Origin of the sequence: uncultured Nocardioides sp., from assembly GCF_947488025.1 — a bacterium.
In the GTDB taxonomy this organism is placed as follows: Bacteria; Actinomycetota; Actinomycetes; order Propionibacteriales; family Nocardioidaceae; genus Nocardioides.
Genome location: NZ_CANKYS010000009.1, coordinates 53,488 through 68,482, shown reverse-complemented (window position 1 = coordinate 68,482; position 14,995 = coordinate 53,488). Strand labels below are relative to the sequence as shown.

Here is a 14,995-nt window from a genome sequence, read left to right as displayed (position 1 = left end):
GCGGGCCGATCCTCTCGACCGGCGCGCCGACGGGCGTCACCTGAGAAGGGTGAACCACCCCCCGACCGGTCACCGTCCCTCGAGCAGCTGGGTGACGCCCCAGCGGGCGGCCGTTCACCCGGTTCGGGCGACGCGGGCGGTCTCCGCCGCGAGCGACGCTCGAACCCTCGGCCGTTCGTGCGCGGGCCCGACCCTGCCGACGCTCGTCCCATCTCCAGGAGGCTCACGTGTCAGACCGACCCAACATCCTGATTCTCTGGGGTGACGACATCGGCATCTCCAACCTGAGCTGCTACAGCGACGGGCTGATGGGATACCGCACCCCCCACATCGACCGCATCGCGGACGAAGGTGTGCGGTTCACCGACTACTACGGCGAGCAGAGCTGCACGGCTGGGCGGGCGGCGTTCATCACCGGCCAGAACCCCTATCGCACGGGTCTCACCAAGGTCGGGATGCCCGGTGCCGACATCGGGCTGCGCGCCGAGGACCCGACGATCGCGACCGCCCTGAAGAACCTGGGCTACGCGACGGGCCAGTTCGGCAAGAACCACTTCGGGGACCGCGACGAGTTCCTGCCGACCGCCCACGGCTTCGACGAGTTCTTCGGCAACCTCTACCACCTCAACGCCGAGGAGGAGCCCGAGCTCGACGACTACCCGACCGAGGAGGACTTCCCGGACTTCCACAAGAACTTCGGTCCCCGGGGCGTGATCCACTCCTGGGCGCAGGAGGACGGCACGCAGCGCATCGAGGACACCGGCCCGCTGACCAAGGAGCGGATGAAGACCATCGACGACGAGGTCGTGCCCGAGGCCCTGCGCTTCATGGGCGACGCGAAGGCGTCCGACACCCCGTTCTTCGTGTGGCTCAACACCACCCACATGCACTTCCGCACGCACGTCAAGGACGGCAGCCGCGGGAAGGCCGGACGGTGGCAGTCGGAGTACCACGACACCATGTGCGACCACGACGAGCTGATCGGCGCGGTGCTGGACTGGCTCGACGAGCAGGGGCTCGCCGAGAACACGATCGTCATGTACTCGACCGACAACGGTCCCCACATGAACACCTGGCCCGACGCCGGCATGACGCCGTTCCGCAACGAGAAGAACTCCAACTGGGAGGGCGCCTACCGCGTGCCCGCACTCGTGCGCTGGCCCGGGCACTTCCCGGCCGGAGAGGTGCGCAACGGCATCGTCAGCCACGCCGACTGGTTCGTCACGCTCCTGGCCGCCGCCGGCGACACCGACGTGAAGGGCCGCCTCAAGGCCGGCACCGAGCTCGCCGGGTCGAGCTACCACGTCCACCTCGACGGCCACGACCAGCTCGACTACATCTCCGGGAGCACGGAGACGAGCCCGCGCCAGCACTTCTTCTACGTCTCCGACGACGGCGACCTGACGGCGCTGCGCTTCGACAACTGGAAGGTGGTGTTCCTCGAGCAACGCGCCACCGGCACGCTGAACGTGTGGGCGGAGCCCTACACCGAGCTGCGGGTGCCGAAGATCTTCAACCTCCGCACCGATCCCTTCGAGCGGGCCGACATCACGTCGAACACCTACTACGACTGGCTCCTCGACCACGCATTCGTCCTCGTGCCCATGCAGGCCTACGTCGCGCGGATGCTGCAGACCCTCGTGGAGTTCCCGCCGCGCCAGGAGCCGGCGAGCTTCACGGTCGGCAAGGTGATGGAGAAGCTGAAGGCCGGTGTCGGCAGCGCCTGAGCTCGTGCGCCTGTCCGGCGGGACGTTCCGGATGGGCTCCGACGAGCACTATCCCGAGGAGGCGCCGACTCACCTGGTGCGGGTCGGCGACTTCTCGATCGGCGCCACCGCGGTGACGAACACCGAGTTCGCGCGCTTCGTGCGGGCGACCGGCTATGTCACGGTCGCCGAGCGCCCGCTCGACCCGGCCGAGTTCCCCGACGCCCCTGCGGAGAACCTCGTCCCGGGCTCGATGGTGTTCACACCCACGGACGGACCGGTCGACCTGCGCCACCTCAGCCAGTGGTGGACGTGGGCGCCCGGCGCGAGCTGGCGGGCGCCGTACGGGCCGGGCAGCTCGGTGAAGCGGCTCCCCGACCATCCCGTGGTGCAGGTCTGCCACGAGGACGCGCGCGCGTACGCCGACTGGGCAGGTCTCGACCTCCCGACGGAGGCGGAGTGGGAGTACGCCGCCCGCGGCGGCCTCGAGGGAGCGGCGTACACCTGGGGTGACGAGAAGCGACCCGGAGGTCGGATCATGGCGAACACCTGGGACGGTCCGGACTTCCCGTGGCGCCACACGAAGGAGAGCGGATACCTGCGCACCGCGCCGGTGGGGCGATTCCCCGCCAACGGGTTCGGGCTCTTCGACATGGCGGGCAACGTCTGGGAGTGGACGGACGACTGGTGGACCAGCCGGCACCCCGACGACGCGACGTCGGCGTGCTGCGCTCCCCTCGACCCGCGGGGTGGCGACCTGGAGGGCAGCCTCGACCGACACCAGCCGCAGTTCCGCACCGGACGCAAGGTGATCAAGGGCGGGTCCCACCTCTGCGCCGACTCCTACTGCCTGCGCTACCGGCCCGCGGCACGCCGACCGCAGATGGTGGACACCGGGATGAGCCACGTGGGCTTCCGCTGCGTACGACGGGGCGCGAGCGAGGCGGGATGATGGACGACCTGCGCCTGCCGTCGTGGCGTCCCGGACCGACCAGGGACTCGGTGATCGGCTTCCTCGACGCGGCGCCGGAGCTGCCGGCCGCCGAGCGGTTGGCCTGCTTCGACAACGACGGCACCCTGTGGGTGGAACGACCGACCTACGTCCAGTGGGACTTCTTCGTCGACGCGCTCACCACGAGGTCGGCCGAGGACGCGTCGCTGGCACGCGAGCCCGAGCTGGCTGCTGTGCTCGGCGGTGACCGCGCCGCCATCGCCGAGCTCGGCCTCGTGCGCATCGCGATGGCACTCAACGGGCTCTTCGCGGGCATCACCCCGGAGGCCTTCACGTCGGCGGCCCGCGAGTTCATGTCGCGCGCCGAGCACCCGACCCTCGGCCGCAGGCACGCCTCCACCACCTACCAGCCGATGCTGGAGCTGATCGCCGAGCTGCGCGCGCTGGACTTCGCCGTGACCATCTCCACAGGAGGCGGCGCAGAGTTCGTCCGGGCGGTCAGCCAGGACCTCTACGGCATCCCACCGGAGTCGGTGGTGGGGACCCTCGTCCAGTACGAGTACACCCCCGACGACCTCGGACGACCACGCCTGCTCCGCACGCGTGGAGTCGTCGGCGACGCCAACGAGGGCGCGACCAAGGTGACCAACATCCAGACCCAGCTCGGACGTCGGCCGTGCCTGGCTGCGGGCAACTCCGCCGGGGACCGGGAGATGCTCGACTGGGCCCTGACGGGAGACGGTCCCTCGCTCGCGCTCCTGCTCGACCACGACGACCACGAGCGCGAGGTCGCCTACACCAGCGAGGCAGGGACCTTCGACGCCGTCGAGCCCATCCTCGAGGTCGCCGAGCGTTCCGACTGGACGGTCGTCAGCATGCGGCGCGACTGGGAGACCGTCTTCGCGCCGGACCCCGCGTAGGCCGAGCGGGGTCGGCCCCCGCTTCGATCAGCGCACCACCGAGTCGGTGATCGTCCGGCTCGCGCCGAGGAAGAAGATCCCGGGGATGGTCTCGAAGCCGTCGCTGGGGTTGTCGGTGAGGCGGGAGCCGTCGATCGTCAGCGTGCCGGTGCGGTCGTTGGAGACGAAGAAGATCGCGCCGCCGCCCTCACGCGCGCGGTTGCCGGTGATCGTGGAGTCCTCGACGGTCAGGTGGATGTCGTCGCCGTCGAGGTAGATCGCGCCGCCCGATCCGCCACCCGGGGTGCCGGGTCGCGCGGGGTTGGCGCCGCGGCCGACCGCGCGGTTGCCGGTGAACGTCGACCCGCTGATCCGCCACGAGACGCCGATGCTGCTGATCGCCGAGCCGTTGCTGCACCGCCCGCCGGTGAAGGTGGAGCGGCGTACGACGACGGGGCGGTCGCGGTGCTGGTCGAGCACCCGGACCGCGGCTCCGCCCACGTCGGGGCCGGTGCGGTCGCAGCGGTTGTCGGCGAAGGTGGAGTCGAGGATGCGCAGCCGGCCACCGCGCACGAACACCGCGCCACCGCCCCCGCCGTCGGTCGCCTCGCCCGTGCTGTTGCCGCGGACGAACCGCATCCGCTTCAGCACGAGCCGCGACTCGGCCTGGTCGTTGCAGTGCGAGGTCGTCCACACCTGCGCGCGGTCGCAGGTGTTCAGGTAGAGGATCCGCCGCCGGCCCTCGCCGCTCAGGGTGACCAGGCCGCCCCCGTCGAGGACGACGCGCGCCGAGGTGTTGACGACCTTTGCGGTCCGCTTCATCGCGATGGTCACCGGCGACGGGCCGCAGTCGAAGCCGATCACGCCGCCCTTCGCCACGGCGCGTACGACGGCGCGCGAGGTGCACGACGCGGGCGTGCCGGTCCCGACGACCACGTCGGCCGCTCGGCTGAGGGGTCTCGTGACAGGCGCCAGGGCGCCTTCCTCGACCAGCGACGCCGTAGCCGTCGCAGGTGCCGACGCCACCACCGCGGCGAGCACCGCCGCGGCGACGACGCCGGCGCGCATCAGAGGGCCTTCTCGATGTCGTCGGACAGCTTCTCCGGCTCGGTGGTCGGGGCGTAGCGGTCGATCACCTGGCCGTCGCGGCCGACGAGGAACTTGGTGAAGTTCCACTTGATCTTGCTGCCGAGCAACCCGCCCTTGGAGTCCTTGAGCCAGTCGAACAGCGGGTGGGCGCCGTCGCCGTTCACGTCGACCTTGGAGAACAGCGGGAACGTCACGCCGAAGTTGCGCTCGCAGAAGTCGGAGATCTCCGCCTCGTCACCGGGCTCCTGGTTGCCGAACTGGTCACACGGGAAGCCGAGCACGACCAGGCCCTGGTCGGCGTAGGTGTCCTGCAGCTGCTGGAGGCCCTTGTACTGGCCGGTGAAGCCGCACTGCGAGGCGGTGTTGACGACGAGCACGACCTTGCCGTCGTACTGCGCGAGGTCGGTGTCGGTGCCGTCGATCGCGGTGGCCGAGAAGTCGGAGAGTGAGGTCATGGCGCCGAGTCTGCCAGCGGCACTGTCACGAACGGCACGCCGAACCGCTCACCGAACGCCCACTCCTCGAGCGGGCGGCGCTCCCGGTCGCGGCGGTCGCGGGCCGCGGTGCGCTCGTCGACCTCGCCCGGGTCGCCGGGCACGCCGACGGCGATGCCGGTGAGCACCCGGTGGGTGGCGGGCACGCCCAGCGCCGCGGCGAGCGCGTCGTGGTCGAAGCCGGCGAACTGGTGGGCGTGCAGCCCCATCGCCCGCGCCTGCAGGGTGAGGTGGGCCGCGGCCTGGCCGACGTCGTAGAGGGCGTGGTCGCTGTACGACGCCGCGCCGGGCTCCTCGCTCTCGTGCACGTGCGCCGTGGTGACGAACACGACCGAGGCCCGCGGCACCCAGCCGGCGTTGCCGCGGCTCAGCGTCGCGACGAGCCGGTCGTGCTGGGGAGTGCCCGGGACGCAGACGACGAACGCCCACGGCTGGGTGTTTCCCTTGCTCGGCGCCCACTGCGCGGCACGCAGGAGGGTCTCGATCTCGTCGCCGCCCAACCGGTGCGCGTCGTCGTACACGCTCGGGCTCCAGCGGGACCGCAACGGCTCGGCCAGTCCGGCGGCGGTGGGCTGCGGCGCGCGATCGGTCACCCGGGCGAGTATGCCGCGCGCCTACGTCGCCTCAGTCGTCGAGGGCGTCGAGCTCGGCCAGCGCGGACTCCCACCGCTCGCGCCGCTCGGCGTCGGTCTGCTCCCACCACGTCGGGCCGCGCTCGCCGAGCCCGACCTTGGCCAGCTGGGTGCGGTGGCGGGTTGCCTCGAGCTCCGCGTCGTCGCGCGCCGTACGCACGCCCGAGCGGCCGCGACCGAGGTGGGACTTCAGCCGCGCCCGCTCGTCCGCCGGGATGGCCGGGTCCGTACGCCGCCAGCGCCGGCCGTCGACGACCAGCCACTTCTCGTCCTCGGTCGGCTCGGTGGGCGCCATGCCCCGAGCATGCCGACGCGGACAAGCGCAACGACGAAGGCCCCGGACCGAAGTCCGGGGCCTTGTCACACTGGGTGCGCGAGGGGGGATTTGAACCCCCACGCCCTTTCGGACACTGCGACCTGAACGCAGCGCGTCTGCCGTTCCGCCACTCGCGCAAGAAGCGGGCTCAGGCTACCCCACCCCCGACGCGCCCTCCCAATCGGCTGGACGCCGGGGCGCCAGCGTGGCGCGGGCGCGCCCGGCCGGTACGCTCGGCGGCACCGGTCGGGCGGTCGTTGATGCCTGCCCACCCCGACGGTTCGACGAGAGGAGGCCTGAGGATGAACCCCTTGCAGCGCTTCGAGCAGCGGCTCGAGACCGTGATCTCCGGCGTGTTCGCGCGGGCCTTCCGCAGCGCCGTGCAGCCCGTCGAGATCGCCGCCGCGCTCCAGCGCGAGTGCGACAACAACGCCCAGGTGCTGAGCCGGCAGCGCCGGCTGGTGCCCAACGACTTCCACGTCGAGCTGTCCGCCACCGACCTCGACCGCATCGTCGGCCTCGGCCGCGCGCTCGAGCAGGACCTCGTCGACCAACTGCAGGACCACGCCGACGCGCAGGGCTACGTCTTCACCGGCCCGATCGCCATCGCCTTCGAGTCCGCCGACGACCTCACCACCGGCCGCTTCCGGATCCGGTCCAAGGCGCAGGCGAGCGTCACCGACAACGACCAGCGCACCCGCACCCGCTCGTCCCACGCCACCCTCGAGGTCAACGGCACGCGCCACCCGCTGCGCCCGCCGGGCCTGGTGGTCGGCCGCGGCACCGAGGCCGACCTGCGCATCAACGACCCGGGCGTGAGCCGGCGCCACCTCGAGCTCGAGGTCAGCATCGACGGCGTCGAGGCGGTCGACCTCGGCTCCACCAACGGGATCCTGGTCGACGGCACCAAGGTCCCCCGCGCGCGGCTGCGCGACGGCTCGACCATCAAGATCGGCCACACCGAGATGACGGTCCGCATCGACGGCGGACGCGACGAGGCCGGGGGCTGGAATGTCTGAGCTGACCCTCTTCCTGATCCGCATCGCGTTCCTGGCGATCCTCTGGATCTTCGTGCTGTCCGCGATCTCGGTGATCCGCTCCGACATGTTCGGAGCCCGGGTGCCCGAGACCGCGCGCAACGGCGCGCCCGCACCCGCCCGCAAGGGCAAGGCACCCAAGGCCCCCAGGAAGCCGCGGCGCGGAGCCCCCACCCACCTGCTCGTGGTCGAGGGCGAGAACCCCGGCACCCGCGCCGAGCTCGCCGACGCCCCGCTCCTCATCGGCCGCGGCAGCGACGCCGCGATCAAGCTCGACGACGACTACGTCTCCACCCGCCACGCCCGCGTGGCGGCCAGCGGCGACGAGTGGTTCGTCGAGGACCTCGGCTCGACCAACGGCACCTACGTCGGCCCGGTCCGCATCACCCAGCCCACCACCATCGGCCCCGGCGTCCAGGTCCGCGTCGGCAAGACGATCCTGGAGCTGCGGAAGTGATGTACCTCCACTACTCCGCGATCTCCGACGTCGGCCGGGTGCGCCGGGAGAACCAGGACAGCGGGTACGCCGGTCCCTGGCTGCTGACGGTCTGCGACGGCGTCGGCGGCGCGGTCCGCGGCGACCTCGCCTCCAGCACCGCCGTGCAGGCGCTGCGCAAGCTCGACCAGGAGCCGGACGACGACCTCCTCGGCCAGGTGGCCGGTGCCGTCCACCGTGCCGACGACCGGATCGCCGAGCTCGTCGAGGAGGACCCCGGCCTCAACGGCACCTCCACCACCGCGACCGTCGCGCTCTTCGACGGCACCCGCTTCGGGGTCGGCCACATCGGCGACAGCCGGGCCTACCTCTACCGTCGCGGCGAGCTGCGCCAGCTGACCCACGACCACACGTTCGTCCAGTCGCTCATCGACGAGGGCCGCATCACCGAGGAGCAGTCGCGGACCCACCCGCACCGCAACCTCATCCTCAAGGCGCTCGACGGCATCCGCCACGAGGAGCCCGACCTCTTCGAGTTCCCCGCCGAGGTCGGCGACCGCGTCTTCATCTGCAGCGACGGTGCCTGCGGCACGCTCACCCACGACCGGATGGCCGAGATCCTCGGCACCGGCACCCCCGACTTCGCCGCCGTCGAGCTGGTCCGGGCCAGCCTCGAGGCCGGCAGCACCGACAACGTCACCTGCATCGTCGCCGACGTCTCCGAGGAGGCGCCGCCGGAAGACCTCGCCCCGCTCCTCGTCGGCGCCGCCGCCGACCTGCCGCGACGGATGCCGCTCGGCGGCGCGGTCGGCGGACTGTTCCGCGGCCACCGCTCCGGCGACACCGGCGAGATCCCGCCCGTGCCCGACGACGTGCCCGAGGGCGCCTACGTCGCCGACCCGATCGATCCGGAGGCCGCGCGCTACGCCCCCCGCGACCCGGGCCGCTACTCCTGGCTGCGCCGCCTGCTGGTGGCCGCCGTGCTGCTCGGCCTGGCCTGGGTCGTGCTGGCCGCCGGCTGGTCGTGGAGCCAGCAGCAGTTCTACGTCGCCGAGGAGGACGGCAACGTCGCGATCTTCCGAGGCATCGACGCCAGCCTGCCCGGCATCTCGCTCTCCCACGCCTACGAGGTCACCGACGTCGAGCTGACCCGGCTCAGCGACATCGACGCCGAGCAGGTCCGCGAGGGCATCGAGGCCGACGACCTGGAGGACGCGCGGTTGACCGTCGACAACTATGCCGCGCGCCAGGACGTCAGCTGAGGGTGACGGACGGACGACGATGAGTCAGACCGGGACCCTGATGGGCTTCGTGCACCGGCGTCGCCGGGGTGCGGAGCTGTTCCTGCTCGTGCTCGCGCTCGCGGTCGGCATCGGCGCCTACGCCGCCGTCGGCCTCGGCGTGGAGGGCGTCGTGCCCGCCGACCTCGTCGGCTACGGCAGCTGGCTGACCGCGCTGATCGTCGCCGCCCACATCACCGTGCGCATCGTGGCGCCGTACGCCGACCCGGTGCTGCTGCCGCTCGTCGCGGCGCTCAACGGCCTGGGGCTCGCCGTGATCCGCCGCCTCGACCTCACCTACGAGGCGCTCGGGCAGTCGGACACGTTCGCCCGCCAGCAGCTCACCTGGATGACGCTCGGCGTGATCCTCTTCATCGTCACGCTGGTCCTGCTGCGCGACCACCGGGTGCTCCAGCGGTTCACCTACACCGCTGGCCTGCTCGGCATCCTGCTGCTGATCCTGCCCTTCCTCCCCGTCATCGGCCGCGAGATCAACGGCGCCCGCATCTGGATCAACGTCGCCGGCTTCAGCTTCCAGCCCGGCGAGGTCGCCAAGGTGCTGCTGGTGATCGCGTTCGCGGGCTACCTCGTCCTCCACCGCGACGCCCTCGCACTGGCCGGGCGCCGAGTGGTGTTCATCGACCTGCCGCGTGGTCGTGACCTCGGCCCGATCCTGGCGATGTTCGGCGTCTCGATGATGATCCTGGTCCTCCAGAACGACCTCGGCTCCTCGCTGCTGTTCTTCGGCCTGTTCCTCACGATGCTCTACGTCGCCACCGAGCGCCCCGGCTGGCTCGTCGTCGGCGGCCTGCTGTTCGGCGCCGGCGCGCTGGCGGCGTACACCTTCGTCGGCAACGTGCAGAACCGCTTCAACTTCTGGCTGCACCCGATGGACTACTACGACGCCTCCCCCGGCAGCTACCAGCTCGTCGAGGCACTGTTCGGCCAGGGCTGGGGCGGGTTGATCGGCCGCGGCTTCGGCAACGGCTTCCCCGAGCGGGTGCCGTTCGCCTACTCCGACTTCATCGTCTCCACGATCGGCGAGGAGCTCGGCCTGACCGCGATCATGGCGATCATCCTCTGCTACGGCCTGATCGTGGAGCGGGCGCTGCGCATCGCGCTGATCTCGCGTGACGGCTTCGGCAAGCTGCTGGCGGTGGGCCTCGGTGCCATCGTCGCCCTCCAGGTCTTCGTCGTCATCGGTGGCGTCACAGGCCTCATCCCGCTGACCGGCCTGACGACGCCGTTCCTCTCCTACGGCGGCTCCTCGCTGGTGGCCAACTGGGTGATCGTGGCGCTGCTGCTGCGGGTGTCCGACCAGGCCCGCCGGCCCGCGCCGCGCCTCGACCCCGTCGACGAGGCCGGCTCCGACAGCGAGAGCACGCAGGTGGTGAAGCTCCGATGAACAAGCCCATCAGAGTCGTCTCGGTCTTCTGCCTGGTCCTCTTCCTGGCGCTGCTCGTCAACGCGAGCTACCTGATGTACGTCCGCGCGGACTCCCTGTCCGACGACCCGCGCAACCGACGGATCATCACCGCGACGTTCTCCCGTGAGCGCGGCGCGATCCTCGTCGGCAAGGAGGCGATCGCCCGCAGCGTGCCCTCCGACGACAAGTACAAGTTCCAGCGCACCTACTCCCAGCCCTTCAAGTACGCACCGATCACCGGCTACTTCTCCTGGTACGGCCAGACCGGCGTCGAGAGCTCGCAGAACGCCGTGCTCGCCGGCGACGACTCGCGGCTGTTCGTCACCCGCCTCGTCGACATGCTCAGCAACAGCGACCCCAAGGGCGGCAACGTCCAGCTGACGGCGGACGCCGCCGCGCAGGACGCCGCCTGGGCGGGCCTCGAGGGACTCCCGGGCGACGCACAGGGCGCCGTCGTGGCCCTCGAGCCGACGACCGGCCGCGTGCTGGCGATGGCCTCCACCCCGACCTTCGACCCCAACAAGCTCGCCTCGCACGACTTCGGTGCGGTCGCCGAGCTCAGCAAGGAGCTCAACGCCGACCCCCGCGAGCCCCTGATCAACCGCGCGATCGGCACCACGCTGCCCCCGGGGTCGACGTTCAAGCTCGTCACCGCCGCGGCCGCGATCGAGTCGGGCAACTACGACGCCGACTCCCAGGTCCCCGGCGGCTACCGCTTCAAGCTGCCGCAGTCCACGACGACGGTCGGCAACTACGACGGCGGCAACTGCGGCGGTCGTCGGATCACGCTGACCCAGGCGTTGCAGGTCTCGTGCAACGTCACCTTCATGAGCCTGGCCAACGAGCTCGGCGTCGAGGCGATGACCGAGCAGGCCGAGGCCTTCGGCTTCAACGACACCTCGCTGGAGGACCTCGGCGGGCAGGCGGAGTCGCTCTACCCGCCCGACCTCGACCCGCCGCAGACGGCGCTCTCGGGCATCGGCCAGTCCAGCGTGACCGCCACCCCGCTGCAGATGGCGATGGTCGCCGCCGCGATCGCCAACGACGGTGACGTGATGCGCCCCTACGTCGTCGACGAGGTGCGTGCCGCCAACCTGTCGGTCCTCGACCGCACCGACCCGCAGACCATCAGCAAGGCGATCTCGAGCACCACCGCCGAGGAGCTGACCACGATGATGGTCGCGACCGTCGACTCCGGCACCGCGACCCCGGCGCAGATCCCGGGCGTGCAGGTCGCCGGCAAGACCGGCACCGCGCAGTCCACCGCGGACCGGCCGCCCTACGCCTGGTTCGTCTCGTTCGCCCCGGCCGACGACCCCCAGGTCGCCGTCGCCGTCCTGGTGCAGTCGAGCGACACCTCGCGCTCGGAGATCGGCGGCGGTCGCCTCGGCGGCCCGATCGCCAAGTCGGTGATGGAGGCGGTGATCAACCAGTGACCGCGCTCGCGCCCGGTGGCCACGTCGACGACGCCCGCCGCTACGTCCTCGAGTCCCGCATCGCCACCGGCGGCATGGGTGAGGTGTGGTCGGCGCGCGACACCGTCCTGGACCGGCCCGTGGCGGTGAAGGTGCTCAAGCCCGAGTACGCCGACGACACGCTCTTCCGCACCCGCTTCGAGACCGAGGCCCGCCACGCCGCTGCGCTGCACCACCCCGGCATCGCCGCGGTCTTCGACTACGGCCAGGGCTCGCCCACCGACGGCTCCGCGACCCACCGGCCCTACCTGGTCATGGAGCTCGTCGAGGGCCAGCCGCTGTCCGCGCTGCTGCGCCCGGGCGCGCCGCTCGACCCGGCCGCCACCCAGGATCTCCTCGCCCAGGCGGCCGACGCCCTCGGCGTCGCCCACGCCGCCGGCATCGTGCACCGCGACGTCAAGCCCGCCAACCTCCTCGTCACCCCCGACCGCCGGATCAAGGTGACCGACTTCGGCATCGCCCGCGCGGCCGAGGGGATGGCGCTCACGCAGACGGGCGAGGTGATGGGCACGCCCGCCTACATCTCGCCCGAGCAGGCCGAGGGCACCACCGCCACCGCCGCGTCCGACGTCTACTCCCTCGGCGTGGTCGCCTTCGAGTGCCTGGTCGGCCGCAAGCCGTTCGTCGCCGACACCCCCGTCGCGACCGCGATCGCCCACCTGCGCAACCCGGTCCCCGAGCTGCCCGACACGGTGCCCGCCGACCTCGCCGCCGTCGTACGCCGTGCGCTGGCCAAGTCCCCCGCCGACCGCTTCCCGGACGGGTCCGCGTTCGCGCGTGCCCTGCGCGACCCGGCCTCGGCGACCGGCGCCGGAGCGGCCACCGTCGTCGCACCGGCCGTCGCGCCCGCCGGCACCACGACGCAGGTCATGCCGGCGGCTGCCCCGGTGCCCGACCCCGCGCCGACGCCCGCCCCCGCGCCGGCCCCGCCCCGCCGTCGTACGACGCCGTGGCCCCTGCTGATCGGCATCGCGGCCGTCCTCGCCGCCGTGCTGCTCGCCGTGTGGCTGGGCACGCGGGACGACGAACCGGCCGCCCGCGACACCGACCCCTCCCAGGGCTCCTCTCCGTCGCAGCAGCAGGACCAGGGCCAGTCACCGAGCCCGACCCCCACCGAGACCCCCACCGAGACCCCCACCGAGACGGAGCCCGCCACGCCCACGGAGACCCCGACCGAGACGCCCACAGAGACGCCCACCGAGACGGAGCCCGCCACGGTCGAGGTCGACCCGGCCGCCTTCGTCGGACGCGACCGCAAGGACGTCGAGAAGGAGCTGCGCGACCTCGGCCTCGAGCCGGTGCCCGTGGAGCTGGAGAACCCCGGCGACCAGCCGGACGGCATCGTGGAGTCGGTCGAGCCGAGCGGCACGCTCCAGGAGGGTGACCAGGTCACGGTCAGCTTCTGGGCCAAGGTCCCGCCCGGCCAACAGCGACAAGACGAAGGGAGCGACCAGGGATGACGCAGTCGGAGCCGACGCTCATCGGCGGCCGCTACGAGCTCGGCGAGCTCCTCGGTCGAGGTGGCATGGCCGAGGTCCGCAAGGGCAAGGACCAGCGCCTCGGCCGCACCGTCGCGGTCAAGCGGCTGCGCACCGACCTCGCCAGCGACGCCACCTTCCAGGCCCGCTTCCGGCGGGAGGCGCAGTCGTCGGCCTCGCTCAACCACCCCGCGATCGTGTCCACCTACGACACGGGCGAGGAGATGGCCACCGACGGGTCCGGCGTCGCCCAGCCCTACATCGTGATGGAGTGCGTCGAGGGACGCACGCTGCGCGACATCCTCCGCGAGGGTCGCAAGATCCTGCCCGAGCGCGCCCTCGAGATCACCGCCGGCGTGCTGTCGGCACTCGACTACAGCCACCGCGCCGGGATCATCCACCGCGACATCAAGCCCGGCAACGTGATGCTGACGCCCACGGGTGACGTCAAGGTGATGGACTTCGGCATCGCCCGCGCGATCTCCGACGCCTCCTCCACGATGACGCAGACCGCCGCCGTGGTCGGCACCGCGCAGTACCTCTCCCCCGAGCAGGCGCGCGGCGAGACCGTGGACTCGCGCTCCGACGTCTACTCCACCGGCTGCATGCTCTACGAGCTGCTCACCGGACGTCCCCCGTTCGTCGGCGACAGCCCCGTCGCGGTCGCCTACCAGCACGTGCGCGAGCAGGCGGCCCCGCCCTCGGACCTCGACGACCAGCTCGACCCCGAGATCGACGCGATCGTCATGAAGTCCCTCGCCAAGCGGGTCGAGGACCGCTACCAGAGCGCCGCGGCCATGAAGGCCGACATCGAGCGCTACCTCGCCGGCCACCCGATCCAGGCGCCGCCCCCGGTGGCGCCCCCGCAGGACGACTACGCCACCACCGTCGCGCCGGCCATCGGTGCCGCGGCTGCCGCCACGCCGCCCGGGGGCGACGAGCCGAACCGCAGCCGCACGGGGTGGTGGGTCCTCGCCGGGATCCTCGTCGTCGCCCTGCTCGCGGGCGGCGCCTACCTGCTCAACGGGATGCTCTTCGACGACGCATCCGAGCGCACCGCCGTACCCAACGTCGTCGGGCTCACCGAGGACGAGGCCCGGCTCGAGATCGCCGACGCCGGCTTCCAGGTCGGACGGATCACGCGCGAGACATCGGAGACCGTCGCGCCCGACACCGTCATCTCCCAGGACCCCAACCGCGACGTCTTCGCTGACCCCGGCACCTCCGTGGACTTCGTGCTGTCGCTCGGCAAGCCGGAGGTCGAGGTCCCCTTCGTCGTCGGCACGCCGCGCAAGGACGCCCGCGCGGCGATGCTCGCGCAGAACCTCAAGGTGCGCTTCCAGGAGCAGGACTCCGACGAGCCCCGCTACCAGGTCCTCAGCACCGAGCCGGCAGCCGGTACGGCGGTGGAGGAGGGCACCACCGTGACGATCGTCTTCTCCGACGGACCCGAGAAGGTCCCCGACGTCCGCGGGCTCAAGCAGGGTGCCGCCGAGCGGGCCATCCGCGACGCCGGCTTCACGCCCGACGTACGCACCGACGCGGCGTCCACCGAGCCCAGGGGCACGGTCGTCGACCAGATCCCGTCCGGCGGCACCGCCGACCAGGGCAGCACCGTGACGATCTTCGTCTCCGCCTTCGAGGAGCCGACCGAGCCGCCTCCCACGGAGACCCCGACCGAGACGCCCACGGAGACCCCGACGACCGAGCCGCCTCCCACGGAGCCCCCGCCGACCGAGCCGCCCCCGACCGAGACCCCGACCCCGACCCCGTAG

Annotated in this window: 14 protein-coding genes and 1 tRNA gene; 10 read left to right on the top strand and 5 right to left on the bottom strand. The window is 71.9% G+C overall.

Translation table 11 applies throughout. The features are described 5' to 3' along the window. Positions 1-227 precede the first annotated feature (227 nt). From Q1B24_RS15155 to Q1B24_RS15145, 3 genes are read left to right on the top strand one after another with little or no spacing between them, the layout of a single operon-like run. Positions 228-1,727 (top strand): arylsulfatase, encoded by a 1,500-nt coding sequence (locus Q1B24_RS15155; RefSeq protein ID WP_299930389.1) that lies wholly within the window; start codon positions 228-230, stop codon positions 1,725-1,727. Continuing rightward, positions 1,711-2,658 carry a formylglycine-generating enzyme family protein gene (locus Q1B24_RS15150; RefSeq protein ID WP_299930386.1) on the top strand — a complete coding sequence of 316 codons (948 nt, stop codon included), beginning with the start codon at positions 1,711-1,713 and terminating at the stop codon, positions 2,656-2,658. The genes Q1B24_RS15155 and Q1B24_RS15150 overlap by 17 nt, the downstream gene beginning before the upstream one ends. Further along, positions 2,658-3,578 carry an HAD family hydrolase gene (locus tag Q1B24_RS15145; RefSeq protein ID WP_299930383.1) on the top strand — a complete coding sequence of 307 codons (921 nt, stop codon included), beginning with the start codon at positions 2,658-2,660 and terminating at the stop codon, positions 3,576-3,578. The genes Q1B24_RS15150 and Q1B24_RS15145 overlap by 1 nt, the downstream gene beginning before the upstream one ends. Before the next feature lie 27 nt (positions 3,579-3,605). Here the strand turns inward: Q1B24_RS15145 and Q1B24_RS15140 are convergent, their stop codons facing one another. From Q1B24_RS15140 to Q1B24_RS15120, 5 genes are all read right to left on the bottom strand, one after another. Continuing rightward, complete coding sequence (locus tag Q1B24_RS15140) at positions 3,606-4,625, bottom strand: right-handed parallel beta-helix repeat-containing protein (RefSeq protein ID WP_299930380.1); 1,020 nt, start codon at positions 4,623-4,625, stop codon at positions 3,606-3,608. Further along, complete coding sequence (locus tag Q1B24_RS15135) at positions 4,625-5,101, bottom strand: glutathione peroxidase (protein ID WP_299930377.1); 477 nt, start codon at positions 5,099-5,101, stop codon at positions 4,625-4,627. The genes Q1B24_RS15140 and Q1B24_RS15135 overlap by 1 nt, the downstream gene beginning before the upstream one ends. Next, positions 5,098-5,733: a nitroreductase family protein gene (locus tag Q1B24_RS15130; protein ID WP_299930374.1), complete on the bottom strand. Its 636-nt coding sequence runs from the start codon at positions 5,731-5,733 to the stop codon at positions 5,098-5,100. The genes Q1B24_RS15135 and Q1B24_RS15130 overlap by 4 nt, the downstream gene beginning before the upstream one ends. A 31-nt stretch (positions 5,734-5,764) precedes the next feature. Beyond that, the gene (locus Q1B24_RS15125) at positions 5,765-6,067 is read right to left on the bottom strand and encodes a hypothetical protein (RefSeq protein WP_299930371.1); all 303 of its coding nucleotides are present in this window, start codon (positions 6,065-6,067) and stop codon (positions 5,765-5,767) included. 75 nt (positions 6,068-6,142) lie between these two features. Beyond that, a tRNA-Leu gene (locus Q1B24_RS15120) sits at positions 6,143-6,225 on the bottom strand. Between the two features lie 165 nt (positions 6,226-6,390). Here Q1B24_RS15120 and Q1B24_RS15115 point away from each other — a divergent pair. Genes Q1B24_RS15115 through pknB form a run of 7 tightly spaced genes read left to right on the top strand, consistent with a single transcriptional unit; the run spans position 6,391 to position 14,995 of the window. Continuing rightward, positions 6,391-7,107 (top strand): DUF3662 and FHA domain-containing protein, encoded by a 717-nt coding sequence (locus tag Q1B24_RS15115; RefSeq protein WP_299930368.1) that lies wholly within the window; start codon positions 6,391-6,393, stop codon positions 7,105-7,107. Continuing rightward, entirely contained in the window at positions 7,100-7,582 is a 483-nt protein-coding gene (locus Q1B24_RS15110) for an FHA domain-containing protein (RefSeq protein WP_299930363.1), read from the top strand. The genes Q1B24_RS15115 and Q1B24_RS15110 overlap by 8 nt, the downstream gene beginning before the upstream one ends. Continuing rightward, on the top strand, positions 7,582-8,823 hold the full coding sequence (locus Q1B24_RS15105) for a protein phosphatase 2C domain-containing protein (RefSeq protein ID WP_299930828.1): 1,242 nt from the start codon (positions 7,582-7,584) through the stop codon (positions 8,821-8,823). The genes Q1B24_RS15110 and Q1B24_RS15105 overlap by 1 nt, the downstream gene beginning before the upstream one ends. A gap of 19 nt (positions 8,824-8,842) precedes the next feature. Further along, positions 8,843-10,246: an FtsW/RodA/SpoVE family cell cycle protein gene (locus Q1B24_RS15100; protein ID WP_299930360.1), complete on the top strand. Its 1,404-nt coding sequence runs from the start codon at positions 8,843-8,845 to the stop codon at positions 10,244-10,246. Then, positions 10,243-11,703 carry a penicillin-binding protein 2 gene (locus tag Q1B24_RS15095; RefSeq protein ID WP_299930357.1) on the top strand — a complete coding sequence of 487 codons (1,461 nt, stop codon included), beginning with the start codon at positions 10,243-10,245 and terminating at the stop codon, positions 11,701-11,703. Before Q1B24_RS15100 ends, Q1B24_RS15095 begins: the two co-directional genes overlap by 4 nt. Then, positions 11,700-13,202, top strand: coding sequence for a serine/threonine protein kinase (locus tag Q1B24_RS15090; protein ID WP_299930354.1), 1,503 nt, complete (start codon positions 11,700-11,702; stop codon positions 13,200-13,202). Before Q1B24_RS15095 ends, Q1B24_RS15090 begins: the two co-directional genes overlap by 4 nt. After that, positions 13,199-14,995 (top strand): Stk1 family PASTA domain-containing Ser/Thr kinase, encoded by a 1,797-nt coding sequence (gene pknB / locus Q1B24_RS15085; protein ID WP_299930352.1) that lies wholly within the window; start codon positions 13,199-13,201, stop codon positions 14,993-14,995. The genes Q1B24_RS15090 and pknB overlap by 4 nt, the downstream gene beginning before the upstream one ends.